Origin of the sequence: Magnetospirillum fulvum, assembly GCF_900108475.1 — a bacterium.
Classification (GTDB): Bacteria; Pseudomonadota; Alphaproteobacteria; order Rhodospirillales; family Magnetospirillaceae; genus Phaeospirillum; species Phaeospirillum fulvum_A.
On sequence record NZ_FNWO01000003.1, the window covers coordinates 75,448 to 93,876 of the forward strand.

At 61.0% G+C, this 18,429-nt stretch carries 17 protein-coding genes and 1 pseudogene; 10 read left to right on the forward strand and 8 right to left on the reverse strand.

Annotated features, from left to right (window positions below):
* Positions 1 to 4: 4 nt before the first annotated feature.
* The gene (locus BLW40_RS04330) at positions 5 to 1,825 is read right to left on the reverse strand and encodes an FkbM family methyltransferase (RefSeq protein WP_170834522.1); all 1,821 of its coding nucleotides are present in this window, start codon (positions 1,823 to 1,825) and stop codon (positions 5 to 7) included.
* A gap of 163 nt (positions 1,826 to 1,988) precedes the next feature.
* Here BLW40_RS04330 and BLW40_RS04335 point away from each other — a divergent pair, with 163 nt between their 5' ends.
* Complete coding sequence (locus BLW40_RS04335; protein ID WP_170834523.1) at positions 1,989 to 3,260, forward strand: glycosyltransferase family 2 protein; 1,272 nt, start codon at positions 1,989 to 1,991, stop codon at positions 3,258 to 3,260.
* Between the two features lie 2 nt (positions 3,261 to 3,262).
* Positions 3,263 to 4,591 carry a glycosyltransferase gene (locus BLW40_RS04340; RefSeq protein ID WP_074765931.1) on the forward strand — a complete coding sequence of 443 codons (1,329 nt, stop codon included), beginning with the start codon at positions 3,263 to 3,265 and terminating at the stop codon, positions 4,589 to 4,591.
* 56 nt (positions 4,592 to 4,647) lie between these two features.
* Here BLW40_RS04340 and BLW40_RS04345 read toward each other — a convergent pair whose 3' ends face one another.
* The 7 genes from BLW40_RS04345 to BLW40_RS04375 all read right to left on the reverse strand — a co-directional run bounded on the left by BLW40_RS04345 (position 4,648) and on the right by BLW40_RS04375 (position 10,849).
* Positions 4,648 to 5,334, reverse strand: a complete 687-nt coding sequence (locus BLW40_RS04345; RefSeq protein ID WP_074765933.1) for an FkbM family methyltransferase — start codon at positions 5,332 to 5,334, stop codon at positions 4,648 to 4,650.
* Positions 5,335 to 5,413: 79 nt separating this feature from the next.
* Positions 5,414 to 6,319, reverse strand: coding sequence for a glucose-1-phosphate thymidylyltransferase RfbA (rfbA, locus tag BLW40_RS04350; RefSeq protein ID WP_211656714.1), 906 nt, complete (start codon positions 6,317 to 6,319; stop codon positions 5,414 to 5,416).
* Positions 6,320 to 6,354: 35 nt separating this feature from the next.
* Complete coding sequence (gene rfbB / locus BLW40_RS04355; protein WP_074765936.1) at positions 6,355 to 7,395, reverse strand: dTDP-glucose 4,6-dehydratase; 1,041 nt, start codon at positions 7,393 to 7,395, stop codon at positions 6,355 to 6,357.
* 14 nt (positions 7,396 to 7,409) lie between these two features.
* Positions 7,410 to 8,153, reverse strand: a complete 744-nt coding sequence (locus BLW40_RS04360; RefSeq protein WP_074765938.1) for a class I SAM-dependent methyltransferase — start codon at positions 8,151 to 8,153, stop codon at positions 7,410 to 7,412.
* Between the two features lie 3 nt (positions 8,154 to 8,156).
* Positions 8,157 to 9,119 carry a glycosyltransferase family 2 protein gene (locus BLW40_RS04365; RefSeq protein WP_074765940.1) on the reverse strand — a complete coding sequence of 321 codons (963 nt, stop codon included), beginning with the start codon at positions 9,117 to 9,119 and terminating at the stop codon, positions 8,157 to 8,159.
* A 16-nt stretch (positions 9,120 to 9,135) separates the two neighbouring features.
* Positions 9,136 to 10,113: a radical SAM/SPASM domain-containing protein gene (locus BLW40_RS04370; RefSeq protein ID WP_074765942.1), complete on the reverse strand. Its 978-nt coding sequence runs from the start codon at positions 10,111 to 10,113 to the stop codon at positions 9,136 to 9,138.
* A gap of 4 nt (positions 10,114 to 10,117) precedes the next feature.
* Complete coding sequence (locus tag BLW40_RS04375) at positions 10,118 to 10,849, reverse strand: WbqC family protein (RefSeq protein ID WP_074765944.1); 732 nt, start codon at positions 10,847 to 10,849, stop codon at positions 10,118 to 10,120.
* Positions 10,850 to 11,038: 189 nt separating this feature from the next.
* On the opposite strand from BLW40_RS04375, the pseudogene BLW40_RS04380 reads away from it, so the two are divergent.
* The 8 genes and pseudogenes from BLW40_RS04380 to BLW40_RS04415 all read left to right on the forward strand — a co-directional run.
* A pseudogene (locus BLW40_RS04380) lies at positions 11,039 to 11,167 on the forward strand (IS256 family transposase); the annotation flags it as partial.
* A 261-nt stretch (positions 11,168 to 11,428) separates the two neighbouring features.
* Complete coding sequence (locus BLW40_RS04385; RefSeq protein WP_074765946.1) at positions 11,429 to 12,376, forward strand: glycosyltransferase family 2 protein; 948 nt, start codon at positions 11,429 to 11,431, stop codon at positions 12,374 to 12,376.
* Positions 12,377 to 12,669: 293 nt separating this feature from the next.
* The gene (locus BLW40_RS04390) at positions 12,670 to 14,127 is read left to right on the forward strand and encodes a mannose-1-phosphate guanylyltransferase/mannose-6-phosphate isomerase (RefSeq protein WP_074765948.1); all 1,458 of its coding nucleotides are present in this window, start codon (positions 12,670 to 12,672) and stop codon (positions 14,125 to 14,127) included.
* A gap of 23 nt (positions 14,128 to 14,150) precedes the next feature.
* On the forward strand, positions 14,151 to 15,128 hold the full coding sequence (locus BLW40_RS04395; protein WP_074765950.1) for an NAD-dependent epimerase/dehydratase family protein: 978 nt from the start codon (positions 14,151 to 14,153) through the stop codon (positions 15,126 to 15,128).
* A gap of 13 nt (positions 15,129 to 15,141) precedes the next feature.
* Entirely contained in the window at positions 15,142 to 16,092 is a 951-nt protein-coding gene (locus tag BLW40_RS04400; RefSeq protein ID WP_074765952.1) for a glycosyltransferase family 2 protein, read from the forward strand.
* A gap of 115 nt (positions 16,093 to 16,207) precedes the next feature.
* Positions 16,208 to 17,275, forward strand: a complete 1,068-nt coding sequence (gmd, locus tag BLW40_RS04405; protein WP_074766344.1) for a GDP-mannose 4,6-dehydratase — start codon at positions 16,208 to 16,210, stop codon at positions 17,273 to 17,275.
* Positions 17,268 to 18,242 (forward strand): GDP-L-fucose synthase, encoded by a 975-nt coding sequence (fcl, locus tag BLW40_RS04410; RefSeq protein WP_083386618.1) that lies wholly within the window; start codon positions 17,268 to 17,270, stop codon positions 18,240 to 18,242. The genes gmd and fcl overlap by 8 nt, the downstream gene beginning before the upstream one ends.
* Positions 18,235 to 18,414 (forward strand): class I SAM-dependent methyltransferase, encoded by a 180-nt coding sequence (locus tag BLW40_RS04415; protein ID WP_074765956.1) that lies wholly within the window; start codon positions 18,235 to 18,237, stop codon positions 18,412 to 18,414. The genes fcl and BLW40_RS04415 overlap by 8 nt, the downstream gene beginning before the upstream one ends.
* Positions 18,415 to 18,429 lie beyond the last annotated feature (15 nt).

Here is an 18,429-nt window from a genome sequence, read left to right on the forward strand (position 1 = left end):
TGCGCTATTGCGGCACCGCCTGGCGACGGCCGCCCATCTTAAACATGTCGGAAAGATGAGGATGGGTGAAGCGTCCGGCCCATTCCCTCATCAGCCGCGTCTGGTCGAGCGGCGAACAGCCCAGCGGTGCCCCGGCCGGGCAGACCGCAACCGGCCGCGGAGCCTCGGCGATGGTAAAGCCGGCATTCCACAGCCGCAGCGACAGATCGAGATCGAAGCCGCCGTCCTCATACAGATCGGTCGGCACGGCCAAGCCGCGCAACGGGGCCAACGCGAATAGGCCTTGGCGCACCGCCAGGAAACCTCCCAAGGTATCTTCCTGAATCTGCGTGCCGTCGTTTTCTTCCTCCGCAAAGGCCAGGCCGGCAACCCGCTGCTCAAGCGCCGCCGCCGCCAGCCAGCCCGCCATGGCGTCATCCAGGCTACCCTTCAGGCGGGTTCCGGCATCGATCAGCAGTACATGCGACGCTTCAGCCGCCCGCAAGGCCGCCAGCGTGGCCCGGCCCCAGCGACCCGGTGCCATCAGGGGAGCGATCAGCATGGCATCGGAGGGCTGGGACAACGGTTCGCCCTGTGGCCGCGCATCGGCGACGATTACACTGAATTTCCGCTTGCCGCAGAAGGCTCTCGCCTCCTCGATGGTTTCCGCCATATGGCGGTCATCCCCGGCCACCCGCAAAACAACCACCAGACTGGTCATCCGCGCCAGTTCGAAAGGGCGAGACGAAAGTCCCTGCGCAGGGCGAAGCTGGGTAAAAGCGGCATCGTCGGATTTTCTGCCCCGCAGGTCATTAATGGTCGAGATATATTCGAACTTCTGCGCCTTGTTGTGTTGCAGCAACTGACGCAGCGCGCTGATCAGCGCCTCCTCTACCTGGGTCGTCACCAAGGATGGGCGGGTGATGACCCGCGAAGCCAATTCCCGCAGCCTCGCCTCACGCGCCGACCCCTGACGAACCATCAAAAGATTGCCGTTGTTGTCGGTGGGCAAGTCGTCTTCCACAGGCGGCAGGCAGGTGAAGGAACGCCCGAGCTTACCAAGATGCCAGATCGCCATGCCCTCGGCTTGAAGCTTCCGTAGCACCGTCAGCAGCTTTTCCTTGCGCTCAGTGTTAAGGTTCTTGGGCGAGAATTCGAACTGGATCACCACATTCGGCGAAGCGGCGATGGCCTCGTGGCCGCCATTCAGCACATCGGCCTCGTGCCCCTCGACGTCAATCTTGATCAGGTCGATGGGGCGGCAGCCCTGTTTCCGCCACAAGCCGTCCAACCGCCGTACCTCGACCGAGGGAGTGGAGGCCACAGCGGACCGTGCCGCGTCAGACAGGCCACTGAACGCCGATTCCTGAGCTTCATAGAAGGTCGCGGTGCCATCGAAATCGGCAATGGCAAGGGGGAGCAATTGGGCCACGACGCCGTTGCGCTCGACATTTTCCCGCAGCAGGACCATGGCGTTGCGATTGGGCTCAGCAGCGAACACGGCACCTTCAGGGCCGATTTTCCGCCCGGTGGCGACGGTATAGAGCCCGAAATTGGCCCCAATGTCCCAGACCACCGAGGTCTCGTCGCACAAGCCTAGGAAGAGTTCAAGATCGTCCCGTTCCTGGTGGCCACCATAGACGCAGGCGCGCCCGAACCGATCCACCAGATCAGCGCGATAGGTCACATCGCCGATGGTGAACTCTCCGATCTGTTTCTGGCCGGGCGAATGAAGACGTGCACCCAGAAGGGTGAGCAACTCGCCCAAAGCGGGGCCAGCTTGCGGGTCGGCACGCACGGCCTCGAAAGCCAAATAGAGGTTCTTCAAATCTGATTGATCAGACATCAGGGAAAGTCCACGCATGATATAGAGAAGGATGCTGGAGACTGGTCTAAACGGAAGACAGGACGCTCGCAAGCTCTTTCCCTAAATGGTAAAATCGGGCTTATAAAGAGAGCTTTCTCCTTGGTTATGGCCGATGAGGCTACACAACTTTTAGGTGATGTGTATGATGATTGGCTTTTTTCTGCGTGTTCTACGCAAGCTTATCGACATCAGGGGCCGCATATCGGCCGGAGCTATTCGGAACGCGTTCCGTGCGGCCAGTGAGAAAGCCAGCCTTTTGCGGAAAATTAATGACGCGTATGAGCGCGAAAAGGAGCTTGGCGTTAAATTATTCAATTTGCAAGCGATGGTGGTCCGCTTGAGCCAAAGGCAAGGGGCGGCTCCGACGAGCGACGGGGAAGCCCTGGAGACCATTGAAACCCTGCATGCGATGAATCGGGAATTGCGAATTCGACTGAACGCGGCAACGTGTGAGCAATCCTGGCAGTTGCGCTATATCGAGGCGGTCATCGAATGCGCCGATCCGCGCGCGCTGTCCGGCATCCCGCCGGCAAGTTTGCCCGTCGCCAAGCGAACGCAATGTCTGCCCGCCCTGATCGATGCCTGGAAACCCTCGCCGCGCGCCAAACTGTCTTTCGTGCTGGCGACCTACAATCGCTTGCCAATACTGAAGCTGTCCATCGACAGCATTCGCCAGCAATCCCTGAGCTTTCCCTCGGAAATCATCGTGGTGGATGGTGGCAGCACCGATGGCACTATCGGTTGGCTGGCTGAACAATACGACATTGTGACCGTGGTGCAGCACAACCGCATTCCCAGCCAGGGCAATTGTCGCCTGAAGAGCTGGGGCTACTTCATCAATCTCGGCTTCCGCCTCGCCCAAGGCAAATGGGTCTGCATGATCAGCGACGACAGCCTCCTGCTCCCCGGTGCGGTGGAGCGCGGCGTGCGCCACGCAGAAGCGCTGGAGGCGGCGGGCAAGAATGTCGGCGGCGGTGCTTTTTATTTTCGCGACTGGCCAAAGGCGGGTCAATATTTCGTTCAACATACCCTGGGCGGCATGCTGATGGTCAATCACGGATTGTTTCTGAAGGAAGCCCTAATCGACGTAGCCTATGCCGAGGAGGATTTCTACAGCTTCTACAAGGCAGACAGCGATCTGGCGCTTAAGTTGTGGCATGCCGGATACGAGGTGGTCGATTGCCCCGAGTCGTTCGTCGAGCATCTGTTGTTGCCCGAAGAGGAATTACGGCTGGAGAACAATGAAACCCTGATCCGCGACAGGGAGCTTCTGGTCAGCCGGTGGAGCGGCCTCTATTTCGACACAGCCGCGCCGATGATGTATCGTCAGGCCTTCCAGCATTTCTCGGACTTCGTGGACGAGAGTAACACCGTCCGCGCGTTCGAACCCTTCGCCACCGCCCCGGTGTCCTGATTGTGGCGGGCGGGTGCGGCGATCGGCCGTCGCGCATCGGCTTGCGCGTCATCTCCAGTCCCGGTTGGCGGGGCGGTGTCAATTACATCATCAACTGGGCGCGCGCCTGCGCCAGCGTGCCGGTTGAAGAACGCCCCGAAATCTGGCTGTTGCCCTATGACGAACGCGGCCAGGCCATCGCCGCCGAACTGGCGCCCCTTGTCGCCGGCATCCGTCCCTTTGCCGAAGCCAGCCTGCTCGATCTCGACATGGTCTATCCGGCCACTCAAATTTTCGAAGCCCCCTTCGGGGTCCCCTGGGCCGGATGGGTTCCCGATTGGCAATGCAAGCATCTGCCCGAGTTGTTCGACCCGGTGGAACGGGCACGGCGCGATCTGCATTATGGTCTGCTGGCCCAGCACGCGCCGTTCCTGGTGTTAAGCAGCAGCATGGCGGTGGCGGACAGTCGGCGGCTTTATCCCAAGACGTTGGTGCCCCATGCCCAATTGTCCTTTCCCGCCTGGTTCGATACCGAAGAAGTCGCCGCCGCTTGTGCCGCTCTGCCCGAGGTGAAGGCCCGCTATGACTTGCCCGAACGCTTCTTCCTGGTGGCCAACCAGTGGTGGCGGCACAAAAACCATGAATTGGTGATCGCGGCATTAGCCAAACTGGACGGCGACTTCGCGGTGGTTTGTACCGGCGCCACCATCGACCATCGCTGGCCGGACTACCCTAAGGCATTGCTGGAATCCGATGCGGTCAAGGCGTTGGGGCGGCGCCTGCGCGTATTGGGCAGCGTGGATCGCAGCGACCAATTGGCAATGATGCTCGGTGCGGTCGCGATCATCCAGCCGAGCCGGTTTGAGGGCTGGAGCACCATCGTCGAAGAGGCGCGAACGCTGAACCGGCCGCTCTTGTTGTCGCGCATGCCGGTGCATGAAGAGCAGAACCCGCCCGGCTGTCGCTTTTTCGATTGCGACAATGCCAGCCAACTGGCGGAAGCCATGCGGGCGGCGCTTGACACCCCGATCCAGGCGCCCGTCTTGGATGTTTCGGCGGAACAGAGCGCTTATGTGCGGTCCTGCGTGGCGCAGCTCTGCACCGTCGCCCGCGCCGTGCGCCAAGCCTATGACCCGGCCCGTCACGACCCGGCGCTGCTGCTGGCCGACCTCACTGCCGGCCTCGACGAAAGAGGCCTCGACCCGGCTTTGGCCGCCAAAGTGCATTCGGGAGTGCGCAACATGCTGTCATGCGATGCGACAGCAGCCGAACGCTATCGCCGTTCTTTGGCCGCCCGGCCGCGTCAAAGGCCGACCCTGATCGGCCGGTTGAGGTCCCTGTTCAGAGGCTGATCGTCAGGCCCGGCCGATCATGAGACGTGATGGGTGCGCAGCGCTTGTGGAACGTCTTAACCGTTAAAGACGGGGGCGCTGTAGCTGTTCGATCCGAATACCGGGTGATCGGCGCGGATGAAGAACAGATGCATCTGCCACAGGACGCCGTCATTGGGGCGGAAAAGGGGCTCGCACATATCGACGCAGCGCAGGCCGTGACGTTCCATCCATTGGCACATCTCATGGAACATCAAGTTTTTGCCCTGCACGAAATTCAGACGGAAATTATAAACTTCCATCATCACCAGATGGGTCTGGGCCAGGGTCTTCTCGGCTCCGGCCAGGATGTCCAACTCAACCCCATGGGTGTCGAACTTCAGGAAGAACGGGCCGGTCCAGCCGCGCTCGGCGGCTAGGCTGTCGATGGAGCGCGCCGGGACGGCGACCGATTCCTGAGTGACCTGCGACACGACCCCGCCGGTGGGGGCGGAGTTGAGAAAATGGACCACCCCGTCTTCGGCGGCGGCGGCGCAAATCTCGTAGGAGATGCCGGGGCTTTGAGCCACCTTTTGCAGATTCGGGATATGAACGTCTTGCGCCTCGATCAACAGCATTTCCGCGTCGGGGCATAAATTCTTCTGAATAAACTCGGAATCGCCGCCCGACCCGGCACCGATGCTGAAGGCGTGGCGAATGCCAAGCCGGTTTTTTTTCAAACGCTGGACAGCGCCAGCCAGGGTCAGATTACGTTGCAGGTCCATTCCTCGGCTCCGGTCGAACACGCCGCCCGGCGGGTCGCGGCGGCGTATGGGGGGATCAGCCCGTAAAAAAGCAAGGCTCTCACAGCGCCGGGTTAAATTCGCCCTCGGCCTGGGCCAACTGGGCGAGATAGGCGCCGTAAGAGGATTTGGACTGAGCGCGTGCCAGCTCGCGCAATTGATCGAGGGCGATGTATCCCATGCGATAGGCGACCTCTTCCGGCGAGGCGATCTTCAGGCCCGTGCGCTCCTCGAACACGCGCACGAACTGGGTGGCTTCAAACAGGGATTCGGCGGTGCCGCTGTCCAGCCAGGCGCAGCCGCGCCCCATCAGTTCCACCCGCAATTGGCCGCGTTCGAGATAGACCCGGTTGACGTCGGTGATCTCCAACTCGCCCCGCGCCGAGGGCTTGAGGGCGGCGGCGATCTCCAGCACCTTTTGGTCATAGAAATAAAGGCCCGGCACCGCCCAGTGGGAGACCGGGTTCTGCGGCTTTTCCACCAGTTCCAGCGGCTGCCCGGCGCGGTCGAGGGTGACCACGCCGAAGCGCTCGGGATTGGCGACCCGATAGGCGAAGATGGTGGCCCCCTCGACGCGTTCCGCCGCCAGCCGCATCTGCTTGGGCAAGCCGCTGCCGTAGAGGATGTTGTCGCCCAGCATCAGGGCCACCCGATGGCCAGCGATGTCCTCCTCGGCGATGCGGAATGCCTGAGCGATGCCCTCGGGGCGGGCCTGGGGGCGATAGGTCAAGGTCAGACCCCACCGGCTCCCGTCGCCCAGAACTTGCCGGAACTGAGGTAGCGCGTCGGGGGTTGAGATCAGGGTGATGTCTCGCACGCCTGCCAGCATCAAAGCGGTCAGCGGATAATAGATCATCGGCTTGTCGTAAACGGCGAGCAGGTGTTTATTGACCGCCTGCGTCAGCGGATGTAGGCGGGTGCCGCTGCCGCCAGCCAGGAGAATGCCCTTGACCGAGGTGTTCATCATATCCCCCTGACCGCCCGAAATCTGCTGCCCCAAGCCTACCGACCCAGGCCCAAGCGCTGCCCCGAATGCATAATATCCGCCCACCAATTCCGGTTATCGAGGTACCAGCGGATAGTTTCACCTAACCCCGTTTCCAGGGTGCGGGTCGGCTTCCAGCCCAGATCGGAGCGTATCTTGCTGTCGTCTATGGCGTAGCGCCAATCATGGCCAGGCCGATCGGTTACGAAAGAGATCAGGCGACGGCGCGGCCCCGCGGGATCGGGGGCCAAGGCGTCAAGCAGGTCGCAGATGGTCTCGACCATGGCAAGATTGGTGCGCTCGGCACGGCCGCCGACGTTATAGGTCTCGCCGGGGCGGCCGCGGAACAACACGGCGAGCAAAGCCTCCACATGGTCCTCGACAAACAGCCAGTCGCGCACATTGCTGCCCATGCCGTAGACCGGCAGAGCCCGCCCTTCCAGCCCGGCCAGCACCATGGTGGGTATCAGCTTTTCGGGGAATTGATAGGGGCCGTAATTGTTGGAACAATTGGTCACCAAGACCGGCAAGCCGTAGGTGTGGTGCCAGGCCCGAACGAAATGATCAGAGCCGGCCTTGCTCGCCGAATAGGGCGAATTGGGCTTGTACGGCGTATCCTCGCGGAACAGGTCGGTTTCACCCAGACTGCCGAAGACTTCGTCGGTCGAGACGTGCAGGAAGCGGAAGGCCGCTTTGGCGTCGCCGTCGAGGCCGTTCCAATAGGAGCGGGCGCATTCCAGCAAGGTGACGGTGCCGACCACATTGGTCATGACGAAGACGAGCGGGCCGTCCACCGAACGGTCCACATGGGATTCGGCGGCCAAATGCAGCACCGCCTCAGGGGTGAAATCGGCGAAGGCCGCGCCCATGGCCGCCGCGTCGCAGATATCGGCCTGAAGAAAGCGATAATTCGGGCGGTCCGCCACAGACGTCAGCGACGACAGGCGACCGGCATAGGTTAGCTTGTCGATATTCAGCACCTCGTGACCGTCGCCCACGAGCCGCCGTACCACCGCCGAGCCGATGAAGCCGGCTCCCCCTGTGACGAGGATTCGCATCGTTCGCCTCGCCCTCAGCCCTGAAGATCTGGTCGGCGCGCCACCACCAGAAGCGACACGCCGAAGGGCGGCCGCAGAAGGGGGGCAAGCGCCACGTCCACGCCGAACACCAGCCCCAGCAGGCGGTTCAGCCACGGCGTGTTCAGAGTGAGCTCGCTACGCGGCGTCGCCTTGGATGCCACCAGCAGCTTACGCGCCGCCAGGATGGGCAGGAATAGCAGGAAATTGAAGTGAAAGCCGTGTTCGACCTCCAACCCGGCCTGTTGAAGCATGGCGCGGAATTCCGCCATCTGATAGCGCCGCTGATGCAGCGCCACCTCGTCGCCATGGCCCCACAGGGCGCGGAAGGCGGGTACGGTCAGCAGCACCTTTCCCCCAGGCTTGAGGACGCGGACGATCTCGGCTACCGCCCCGTCGTCGTCGTCGATATGTTCAAGCACGTCGGTGCACAACACCAGATCAAGGGTGCCATCGGAAAAAGGCATGTTCAAGGTATCGCCCTGAATCAGCCAGTCGTGCCCGTTCTGGCGGCAATAGGCCAGGGCGTCGGCGCTGAAATCGAGGCCGATCGGGTGGCTGAAGCCGCAATCGCGCAACAGGTTGAGATTTCCGCCAGAGCATGTGCCCGCGTCCAACACTAAAGCTGCATGTGGCAGCTTCATGTTCACAATGGTGTTCTTGATCAGACTGCGCCGGGCGACGTACCACCAGTGCCACTTCTGCGCCGCTGCCTCGGCATCATAGGCCGCAAGCTCCATCGCCTATTTCGCTCCCTGAATTGTATCGTCGGCTTGGCGGACGAAGGATTCGATCACCGCTTCCGGCCGCTTGCAGGTGACCGCCACCAACTGCCAGACGTATTCGCCGATCAGACCAAGGAATAGGGTGTTGATGCCGCCGAACAACAGCACCAGGAATACGATGGTCGTCCATCCCTGCACCGGATTGCCGAAGAATAGAGCATATCCCAACAGCAGCAGCGCATAAAGGATGCTAAGGACACAAATTGCCGAGCCGACATAGATGCCCACCTTGATCGGCCAACTGGTGAAGGAGAATAGCGTTCCCAGCAGCAGGTCCACCTTGCGGAACCATGTCCACTGGGACTTGCCCTTCTCGCGCTTGGCCCGGGTATAAGGCAGGCGCACCGTGCGATAGCCGAAATACGCGAAGGACACGAAGATGTTGATGTGTGCCTGGCTACAGGTCAGCACATCATCCACCAGTTTGCGGTCCACCAAGCAGAAATCGTAGCCGCCGGGAGGAATGCTGGGCGACACGACCTTGACCGTGGTGCGCCAGAACAGGTTGGACAGGAACACCGAATGCCGACTTTCGAACCGTTCGACCCGTTCGCCCATCACCAGCAGGGCGCCATTCTCCCATTCGCGGATCATGTCCACGAACATTTCGCAAGGATCCTGGAGATCGGCCGAGATGATGCCGACACAATCTCCGCGCGCCTTTTGCAGCCCGACATTGAGGGCGGCAATCTGCCCGAAATTGCGGGTCAGCTTGACGACGCTGATCAAGTCCGGGTAGCGCCGCTGGAAATCGCACAGGATCGCATAGGACGGGTCGCGCGACCCGTCCTCGACGAAGAGCAGTTCCAGTTGGTAATTGGGCAACCTATCCCGCAAGGCCACCAATTGAGGGATGGTGTCGGGCAGGTTCAGAGCGTTCTCATACACCGGCACGACGATGGAGAAGACCTTGTCGCTCATGGGACCAGTCCTTGCGTCACGAAGCGGAAGCGCGTTCCATGATCGCCATGTAGTTCTGCCCCTCGCCCGGCCACCGGATCACCGACCAGTCGGGGCATTTGCCGCAGAAGGGATGATTGGCGTAGTCGCTGGCCCGATGAGCTTGGCGCAGTGCCTCCAACTTTTGTCCCTGCCACACTTGCTGCACCGTCGAATTTTCGATGCTGCCGATATTGGCCTCGTGCAGCCAGTCGGCGGGGCAGAATGAGAACTGGCCATCCGGCTTGAGGACCAGCCGCTCCCATGGATACAGACAGGGACGGCGTTCCTTCGGCGCCTGGGCCCACATCTGAGCCGTCATATCGGGGACGCTGCCGGCGCAGGAATGTTGGATGCGGAGCACCACGTCGTCGGCGCCCTCGGCCTCCCAGAAGGCCTTGAACGGCTCGGCCTCGCGATCGTTGAGCGGCTGGCGCACGAAGCTGACCATGACGCGGACGTTATAGCCACCCTCGCGCTTCAGGCGGATCAGCTCGCGAATATTGGCCTGGGCGACCGCCAGATCGCCCTTGACCCGGATCTTGGCGTAAGTGTCGGGGTCGTGGGCGTCGAGGCTGATGTCGATCACCGTCACGCCGGCATCAAGCAGTGCCCGCGCGCGATTTTCTACCATCAGCAGACCGTTGGTGGTCACGTTCACCGGCAAGCCGGTGCGTTTGACGGCATAAGCGACCATCTCGGGCAGCTTGGGATGCAGCAGCGGCTCGCCATCGCCGGTATAACGCAGGAAACGGCAATGCCCTTTGCCGACCGTGGCGACCTCGTCAATCATGCGGTCGTGCCACTCTACGTTCAAATGGCGGCGGTTGGCACCCTTGATCTTGGTCACGGTTTCATAGGGACAGTGGGTGCACGCGAGATTGCAAAATTCGGTGACATCCACATTTATCTGGGACGGAAATTCCGAACTCAGATAGTCGCCAAAGGTTCCCGCGGCGACAGCATTCGCAGTCATCGAATCAAGACTCCCCTGCGTATTTCAAATATCGGCGTGAATTGTTGCCCACGTTCAAAAGCAAATCCAACACGGAAACCGTATGGGTGAATTCACCGTGGCGCTGTGGATAGCAGAGATAGCCGGAATAGTCCATCCATTCGACACGGATACCCGCCGACAAAAACCTCTCTTCATCCAGATAGGCGCGGGCCGCCGGGCCGCTTAGATAGGTGTCCGCCCCCGCAGCCACGCACAGTTCCACCAAGCGGTCGGTAGGGTCGGCGGCATCCATGACGGCCACAGGCAGCAGATCGGTGGACCAAAACAATTGGGTATTCAGTCCCAGAAATTCACAAATAGAAGTAATAAAAAGACGGTTTACTGCGCTCAGCTGATCCATGTCTCGGCACAGTTCGTAAAGCTCCCGCAGGCGAGGGGCAAAGTCATTAAACCCGGCCGCTTTTCCATAGGCCCGCTCAATGCTTGTCCAGTGCTTGTCCGGCCAAAAGCGGTTCGCGACCATGACCTCGGAAATACGCTGTTCGCCCTTGTGCTCCACGGGAATGGTAAGCCACAGCTCACCATTGGCGGTCTTGATCTTGTTACGGTTGCGCCAATCTCTCTTCGTGTATTGCACGTTATCGAACAGGATGAACTTGTCCGACCGCGCGATGATGTCGAAATATCCCTTCCACGGGATGTAATTCGACTGAAGAATGGCGACAATGCAAGATTTAGCGTGGCGGGAGGACATGAATTTCAGTCCGATGCGGCACGACCTTGCCGGTGATGCCGGGTGGGGTGAAAACGGCTGTGCCGCATTTACCATTTCCCAGAGCCTCCGCGCAAATGGACACTTCCGGAAACTGGTGTACTGGCGAAAATTATGATTCCGTCGATCAAGGCGATGGGCGTGACCGGCATCTCGAAAAGCCAGGTCTCGATCGGCGCCATCCTCCTCAAACGGAATGACGAATGGGCCGTCCAGAGAGTCCGCGACATGACCATGGAATTCGTCACCCCCTTCGGCGATGACCCCATCACCAGCTTGCTGCCCGTCGCGGCAGCCTGATCAAACCGATCAAATCTGCCGGAGATCAAACGGCGAAACCGCTGTTACATCACTCGGCGGGACATGATCGAACGGGGTGGACCATACATTTTCAGTGGGATCGTTGAAATCCGGCGACGCTTCCGCTACTTTGCGTGTCGGTGAAATCGTATCTTCCGAACCATGAAATCTTCTTTTCAGCTACCCGCCATCGCCTTCACCCCACCCACTCGCCCAAAGCGGCTGCCGCCGTGGCGACGCAACACGAAGGGGAGTTGACCGATGACTGTGGCCGAGGCCCAATTGGCCGTGGTGGTCGGAACTTATAATCGCCTCGACCAGCTTCGCGCACTGCTGGACAGCATCGAGCGACAGAGCCATACGCCCTACGAGGTTCACGTTTCCGACGCGGGTTCGACCGATGGCACGGTGGAATGGCTGCGTGAAATGGCTGACCGTGACGCACGCATCCGCCCCTACTTCGAACAGGAACGTCGCGGTCAGGCGGCGGCCCTGAATGCTGTCTTCGCAACCCTGAGCACGCCCTGGGTATGTTGGCTGAGCGATGACAATATCGTGGTCGAGGGGGGGCTGGACATCGCTGTTGCTGCGCTTGCCGCCGATGCCAGCCTCGGCATGGTCGGACTGAAAGTACGCGACCTCCGCGGTCCCTTCACCGCTGCCCCCTATATCGGTGGCATCACCGGCACCGGCATCCTCAACATTAACCAGGGCATGTTGCCGACCCGGCTGCTGCAAGATTTGGGCGGATTCAGCACGGAATTCCGCGACTATGGCATTGATGCCGATTTGACCACCCGGGTTCTGCTGGCCGGGCGCGGAGTCGCCATGACTCGGCAAGTCTGTATCCACCACAACCGAAATTGGCCGGAGCAAGGTAGCCCAGGCGGGGAGCGAATGGCTGCGCTCAATCATCGCTACAAAGCTCTGTATATGCGGACTTACGGCCCATTGCTGGGGCGTGACACAGTCTGGCTGCTGCGGCGAGCGGCGTGGAAGTGTCTGCGGATGGTTATGGCCGGTCGTCTGTCGCTGGACAACCCCCGCCCGGTTCTTGGCCGCCTAGTCCGTGATTGGCATAACATGATTACTGGTCGCTTCATCGACCTGCGAGCGGAGTTGGCCAACGGTGACCGCCCGCTGCATCTGGTGCAACGGTGTCCGACGCGCTGGTGCGGTGCTGCCAACACCCCTCCGCTGTCCCCCTAGGAGGCGAAACGCCTGCCGCGCGAGGGCGGCTGAGCGGACGCCAAGCCCCTGCTTTTGAATCCTTGATCCCGTGCGAATATAGCCTTAAAAGATGACGCTCACGAGACAGACGATGCAGAGACCTCTCGCGAGGTCAGTCTGGCCATGGCAAGATAATCCAGTCGTACGGTGGTCGCCTCGCCCATGATCGGTAACTCTTGTCTCAAGGCTTGGGGCGGGTTCCCACCGCCGATATCGAAAATTTGCAGGCCTAGTCGCCGTCAGGCCGACGGATGCGAAGGAGTTTTCCTGCCATGGCTGATTTTCCGATCTTCCCCGTCATTCTCTCGGGCGGAGTAGGCAGTCGCTTATGGCCCATTTCCCGCGTCTCTCGCCCCAAGCAATTGCTGCCGCTGTGCTCGGACCATTCGATGCTAGTCGAGACGGCACTGCGGCTGTCGGGCATGCCGCCGATCGTGGTGTGCAGCCATGCCCACCGCTTCATGCTCGGCGAGCAGATGCGTGCCGCCGACATCCACCCACAGGCTATCTTGCTTGAACCTATGGGGCGCAACACCGCCGCCGCCGTGGCAGTGGCCGCCCATTGTGCGTTGGAGGCCGACCCTCAGGCCCTCCTGCTGGTCATGCCTTCGGACCATGTGATTATGGACACGGCGTCCTTCCGCGATGCGGTGGCCACGGCCGCCCCGGCCGCTGCGCAAGGGCGCATGGTCACCTTTGGCATCACGCCGACCCGCCCGGAAACCGGCTACGGTTATATTAAACATGCGGCGCCCCTGCCTGGACTGGACGGAGTGCTGGCGGTTGATAGCTTCGTGGAAAAGCCCGATGCCGAGACGGCGGCCCGCTATCTTGCCGATGGTGGATATGTGTGGAACGCTGGTATTTTCCTGTTTTCGGCGCGCGGGGTGCTCGACGAACTGGCGCGCCACGCGCCTTCCGTATTTGAGGCCACCAACCGCGCCTGGGATGCGGCGGAACGCGATTTCGACTTTCTGCATTTGGCAGCTGACGCCTTTGCCGCCTGTCCGTCGGTGTCGGTGGACGTCGCTTTGATGGAAAAGACGGACAAAGCCGCCGTGGTGCCGGTCGATATGGGGTGGAGCGACGTGGGCGCGTGGGATACTTTGTGGGAGATCGGGGCCAAGGACGAGGGCGGCAATGTCCTGGTCGGCGACGTGGTGTCCGAGGATCTGCGCAATAGCTATGTCCGTTCCGAAGGAGGACGTCTGATCGCCGTGATCGGTCTAGCGGATGTCGTGGTGGTCGGCACCGACGATGCTGTGCTGGTCACCGATCGCGCCCACGCCCAGGACGTCAAAAAGCTGGTCGATCGAATGCACAGCGAAGGCCGCAAGGAACCCACCGATCATTCCACTGTTTATCGGCCCTGGGGCAGCTATCGCACCGTCGATATGGGCGATCGCTTCCTGGTCAAGCAGATCGTGGTCGCGCCTAAGGCCGCCCTGTCGCTCCAATACCACCATCATCGCGCCGAACACTGGATCGTCGTGGAAGGCACGGCGCGTGTTATCTGTGGTGACGAATCGTTCCTGCTGCGGGAGAATGAAAGCACCTACATCCCCATTGGCCGCTGCCATCGACTAGAAAATCCCGGCTTGGTGCCGCTTCGGCTGATCGAGGTTCAGTCGGGTGGCTATCTTGGCGAGGACGATATCGTAAGGGTCGAGGACCGTTACGGTCGGGCCGCGGCGAACGATCATAAGGACAAGGCGACCGAGGTCGTTTGACCCGGCGCCCGGACATCCTGCCCATGGCCTCCTCATCATCTTCACAGGTTCTGATTACCGGCGCGGCGGGATTCCTCGGTCGGCATGTGGCGGCTTACTTCGCCCGCGCCGGCTGGCAGGTACTGGGCATCGGCAACGGCCGACTGAGCCCCGACGAGCAGGCCGAGATCGGCCTGGCGCGTTGGCTGCAAAGCCCGATCGAGGCGGCGGCCCTCGGGACCTTGTTCGCCGAGGGCGGTGTTCCTGACGTGGTTGTCCATGCGGCGGGGGGAGCCAGCGTGCGAGCCGCGTTCGAAGACCCGGAGGCCGATCGCCGCCGTACCGTTGGCGGGACCCAGTCTCTGCTGGAAGCGCTACGTCGTTGGGCGCCCGCCGCCCGCCTGGTGCTGCCGTCGAGTGCCGCCGTTTATGGCAACGATCATCCTAATCCGATTCCAGAGGATGCCCAGCCCGCCCCCATCTCGGCCTATGGCCGTCACAAGCTCGAAGCCGAGGAATTGTGTCTGGCGGCGGCCCGCGATCACGGCCAGCCCCTGGCCATCGTGCGCTTTTTCTCGCTGTACGGCGCCGGCCTGCGCAAACAGATATTCTGGGACCTGTGGAACAAGATGGCTGGCGGCGGGCGTATCGTGCTTGGCGGTACCGGCGACGAAACGCGTGATTTCCTGCATGTGTGGGATGCTGCACAATTGCTGTTCCACCTAGCCGATCACGCCAAGGCCCATCGGCCGACCATCGTTAATGGCGGCACCGGGCATGCAACCACCATCCGCGACGCCGCCCGCCAGTTGGAGCGCGCCTGCGCCTGCGACACCGAAATCGTCTTCGACGGTCATTCGCGCCCCGGCGATCCTGTAGATCTGGTGGCCGCCATTGACCGGCTGGCCGCTACCGGCTATCGACATCGCATCCACTTTGCGGACGGCTTGGCCGATTACGCTGTCTGGGCGGCTCGGGAGGGTCAAGCAGCCTCCGCCGCCCCCGGATCACTACCCGCTTGATGGATATCCCGTGATGCCAAACCCTGTTCTCTCTATCGTTGTCGGCACCTATAACCGCCGCGATCAGATCCAGGAATGCGTGGAAAGCATCGCCCGCGAAACCACGGTGCCCCATATCGTCTATGTCACCGACGCTGGGTCGACCGATGGTACCGTTGAATATCTGAATTCGGTGGCGAGCGACACTGTCCGCCCCATCCTGGTGGGCGAGAAACTGGGCCAGGCGCGCGCCTATAACGACGTCTTCGATCAGGTCCAGACTCCCTATGTGTGCTGGATCAGCGATGACAACGTGATCGTGGATAATGGGTTGGACCGCGCGGTGGCGGTGCTGCAAGGCAATGCCCGCATCGGCATGATCGCCTTGAAGGTCCGCGACAAAATCGGCCCCTTCACTAAGGCGCCCTATATTGGCGGCTTGTCCAGCCTTGGCGTCCTTAACGTCAACCAAGGCATGCTGCCAACCAAGGTGATGAAAGAGGTCGGCGGCTTCAGCGAGTTGTTCCGCGATTACGGCATTGACCCCGACATCACCGCGAAGGTGCTGTTCAGCGGTTATGACGTGGTCTATTCGCGGCGGGTGGCGATCCACCATTACCGCAATTGGAGTGTCGATCCAAGTGCTCCAGAATACCACGCGCTGAAAGCCAAGCACGAACGGTCTATCAAGCTTTATGAGGCCAAATACGGCAATTATCTGCCACAATCCGTAGCCTTCGATTTTAAGAAGAGGCTCTATCGTGGCTTGACGAAAGCCCTGGGGCAGCGCTGGGGCCTCAACTCGGCGGAACCGGTCGCGGGCTTGTTGCCAAGGGATTGGCACAACATTTTCAACTGCCGTTTTATAAGCCTAGTGGACCCGCTGTTGTGCGCAGGCAAAAGCTACCACCTTCGTCAAAGGTGGCCATCAAAAAAATCTATTCCTGGCGGCCCACCGGAACCGGCCTTGCCTGGGGATTGCTGAACCGATTTGCTATAAAAACCGGGCGGAATGGGCTATACCCATCCGCAAATGTCTACTTTCGGGTGAGTTCGGCTGGAAATAGGTCCGCCTGAATTCTTCGATGTGGGGAATGAAGATGAATAAAGTTGCGTTGATCACAGGCGTGACGGGGCAGGATGGCGCTTACCTTGCCGAACTACTGCTGCAGAAGGGCTACATCGTCCATGGTGTTAAGCGTCGTTCCTCGTCGTTCAACACGGGCCGGGTTGATCATCTTTATCAGGACCCGCACGCATCCGACGTCCGCTTCCTCATGCATTACGGCGATTTGGCCGACAGCACCAACCTGATCCGTCTGGTACAGGAAGTGCAGCCGGACGAAATCTACAACCTCGCCGCCCAAAGCCACGTCCAGGTTAGCTTCGAGACGCCCGAATACACCGCCAATGCGGATGGCGTGGGCACGCTGCGTTTGTTGGAAGCCATTCGCATCCTCAAGCTTGAGGGAAAGACCCGCTTCTATCAGGCTTCGACCTCTGAACTGTACGGCAAGGTGCAGGAAATCCCGCAGCGCGAGTCCACGCCCTTTTATCCCCGCAGCCCTTATGCGGCGGCCAAGCTTTACGCCTACTGGATCACGGTGAACTACCGCGAGGCCTATGGCATCCACGCCTCCAACGGCATCTTGTTCAATCACGAAAGCCCGCTGCGCGGCGAAACCTTCGTGACCCGCAAGATCACACGCGCCGTCGCCGCCATTCATCTCGGGCTACAGAACAAGCTCTATTTAGGCAATTTGGACAGCAAGCGTGACTGGGGTCATGCCCGCGATTACGTCGAGGGTATGTGGCGGATGTTGCAGCAGCCGATTGGCGATGACTACGTGCTGGCCACCGGTAAAGTGCGGTCGGTGCGCGAATTCGTCGAGATGTCCTTCCGCGAGGTGGACTGCGCTATCGAATGGACTGGCACGGGTGTCGAGGAGCGCGGCCTAGACGCGAAGACTGGCGAGGTCATCGTACAGATCGATCCCCGCTATTTCCGTCCCACGGAGGTAGAATACCTGCAGGGCGACGCCACCAAGGCCCGCGACAAGCTAGGCTGGCAGGCAACCATCACAGTCGAAGAGTTGGCGGCGGAGATGGTGGCCGAGGACCTGAAGGTGCTGCGTCGGACCGGTGATTGCCATGCCAGCCATGTCTGATAAAGCCTTCGATCTTTCCGGCAAACGGATCTGGGTCGCCGGTCACCGCGGCATGGTCGGCGGTGCCGTCGTCCGGCATTTGGAAAAGATGGGCGGTTGCACGGTGTTGACCGCCGGGCGCGATGTGGTGGACTTGACCCGTCAGGCTGCGGTCGAGGACTGGATGGAGCGCCACCGGCCCGACGCGGTGGTGGTGGCGGCGGCGCGGGTTGGCGGCATCAAAGCCAACGACACGCGACCGGCGGAATTCATTTATGAAAACCTCGCCATCGAAACCAACATCATTCACGCAGCCCACCGCACCGGGGTGGCGAAATTGCTGTTCTTGGGCTCGTCGTGCATTTATCCAGGCGACATCGCCCAGCCCATGCGCGAAGATGCCCTGTTGACCGCGCCGCTTGAACCGACCAATCAATGGTACGCCATCGCCAAGATCGCCGGCATCAAGATGTGTCAGGCCTATCGCCGTCAATATGGCTGCGACTACATCTCGGCCATGCCCACCAATCTTTACGGCCCGGGCGACAATTTCGACCTCGAGGCCAGCCATGTCCTGCCCGCTTTGCTCCGCAAGATCCACACCGCCAAGACCGAAGGCCGGCAGGAAGTGGTGATCTGGGGCAGCGGCAAGCCCATGCGCGAATTCATGTATGTGGAGGATTTGGCCGACGCCTTGGTCTATCTGCTGCAACATTATTCTGGCGAGGACCATGTGAATGTCGGCGTTGGGTCGGACGTCAGCATCCGCGAACTGGCCGACATCATCGCCGAGGTGGTTGGCTATCAGGGCCGCTTTGTCTACGATTCCACCATGCCCGACGGCACGCCGCGCAAGCTGATGGACAGCACCCGTCTGTCCGAATTGGGGTGGCGTTCCCGGACGCCGCTGCGCGAGGGGGTGGGCAAGACCTACGAATGGTTCCTTGCCAATGGCGCCAATCTGCGCCTTGAGGTGGCCCATGGCTAAGGATCTGTCCTGGTTGGCGGCGTGCCATCGGCCGGAAGTGCTGATCGACATCGGGGCCAATGACGGTGCCTATGGAGCCTATCTGCGCAAGTTGTTCGGGGCATCGACGGCCCATGCCTTCGAGCCGTTGCCGCAACATGCTGAAACCCTGACCACCCAGGGGTCGAGATGACCGGCTTTTTGAGTC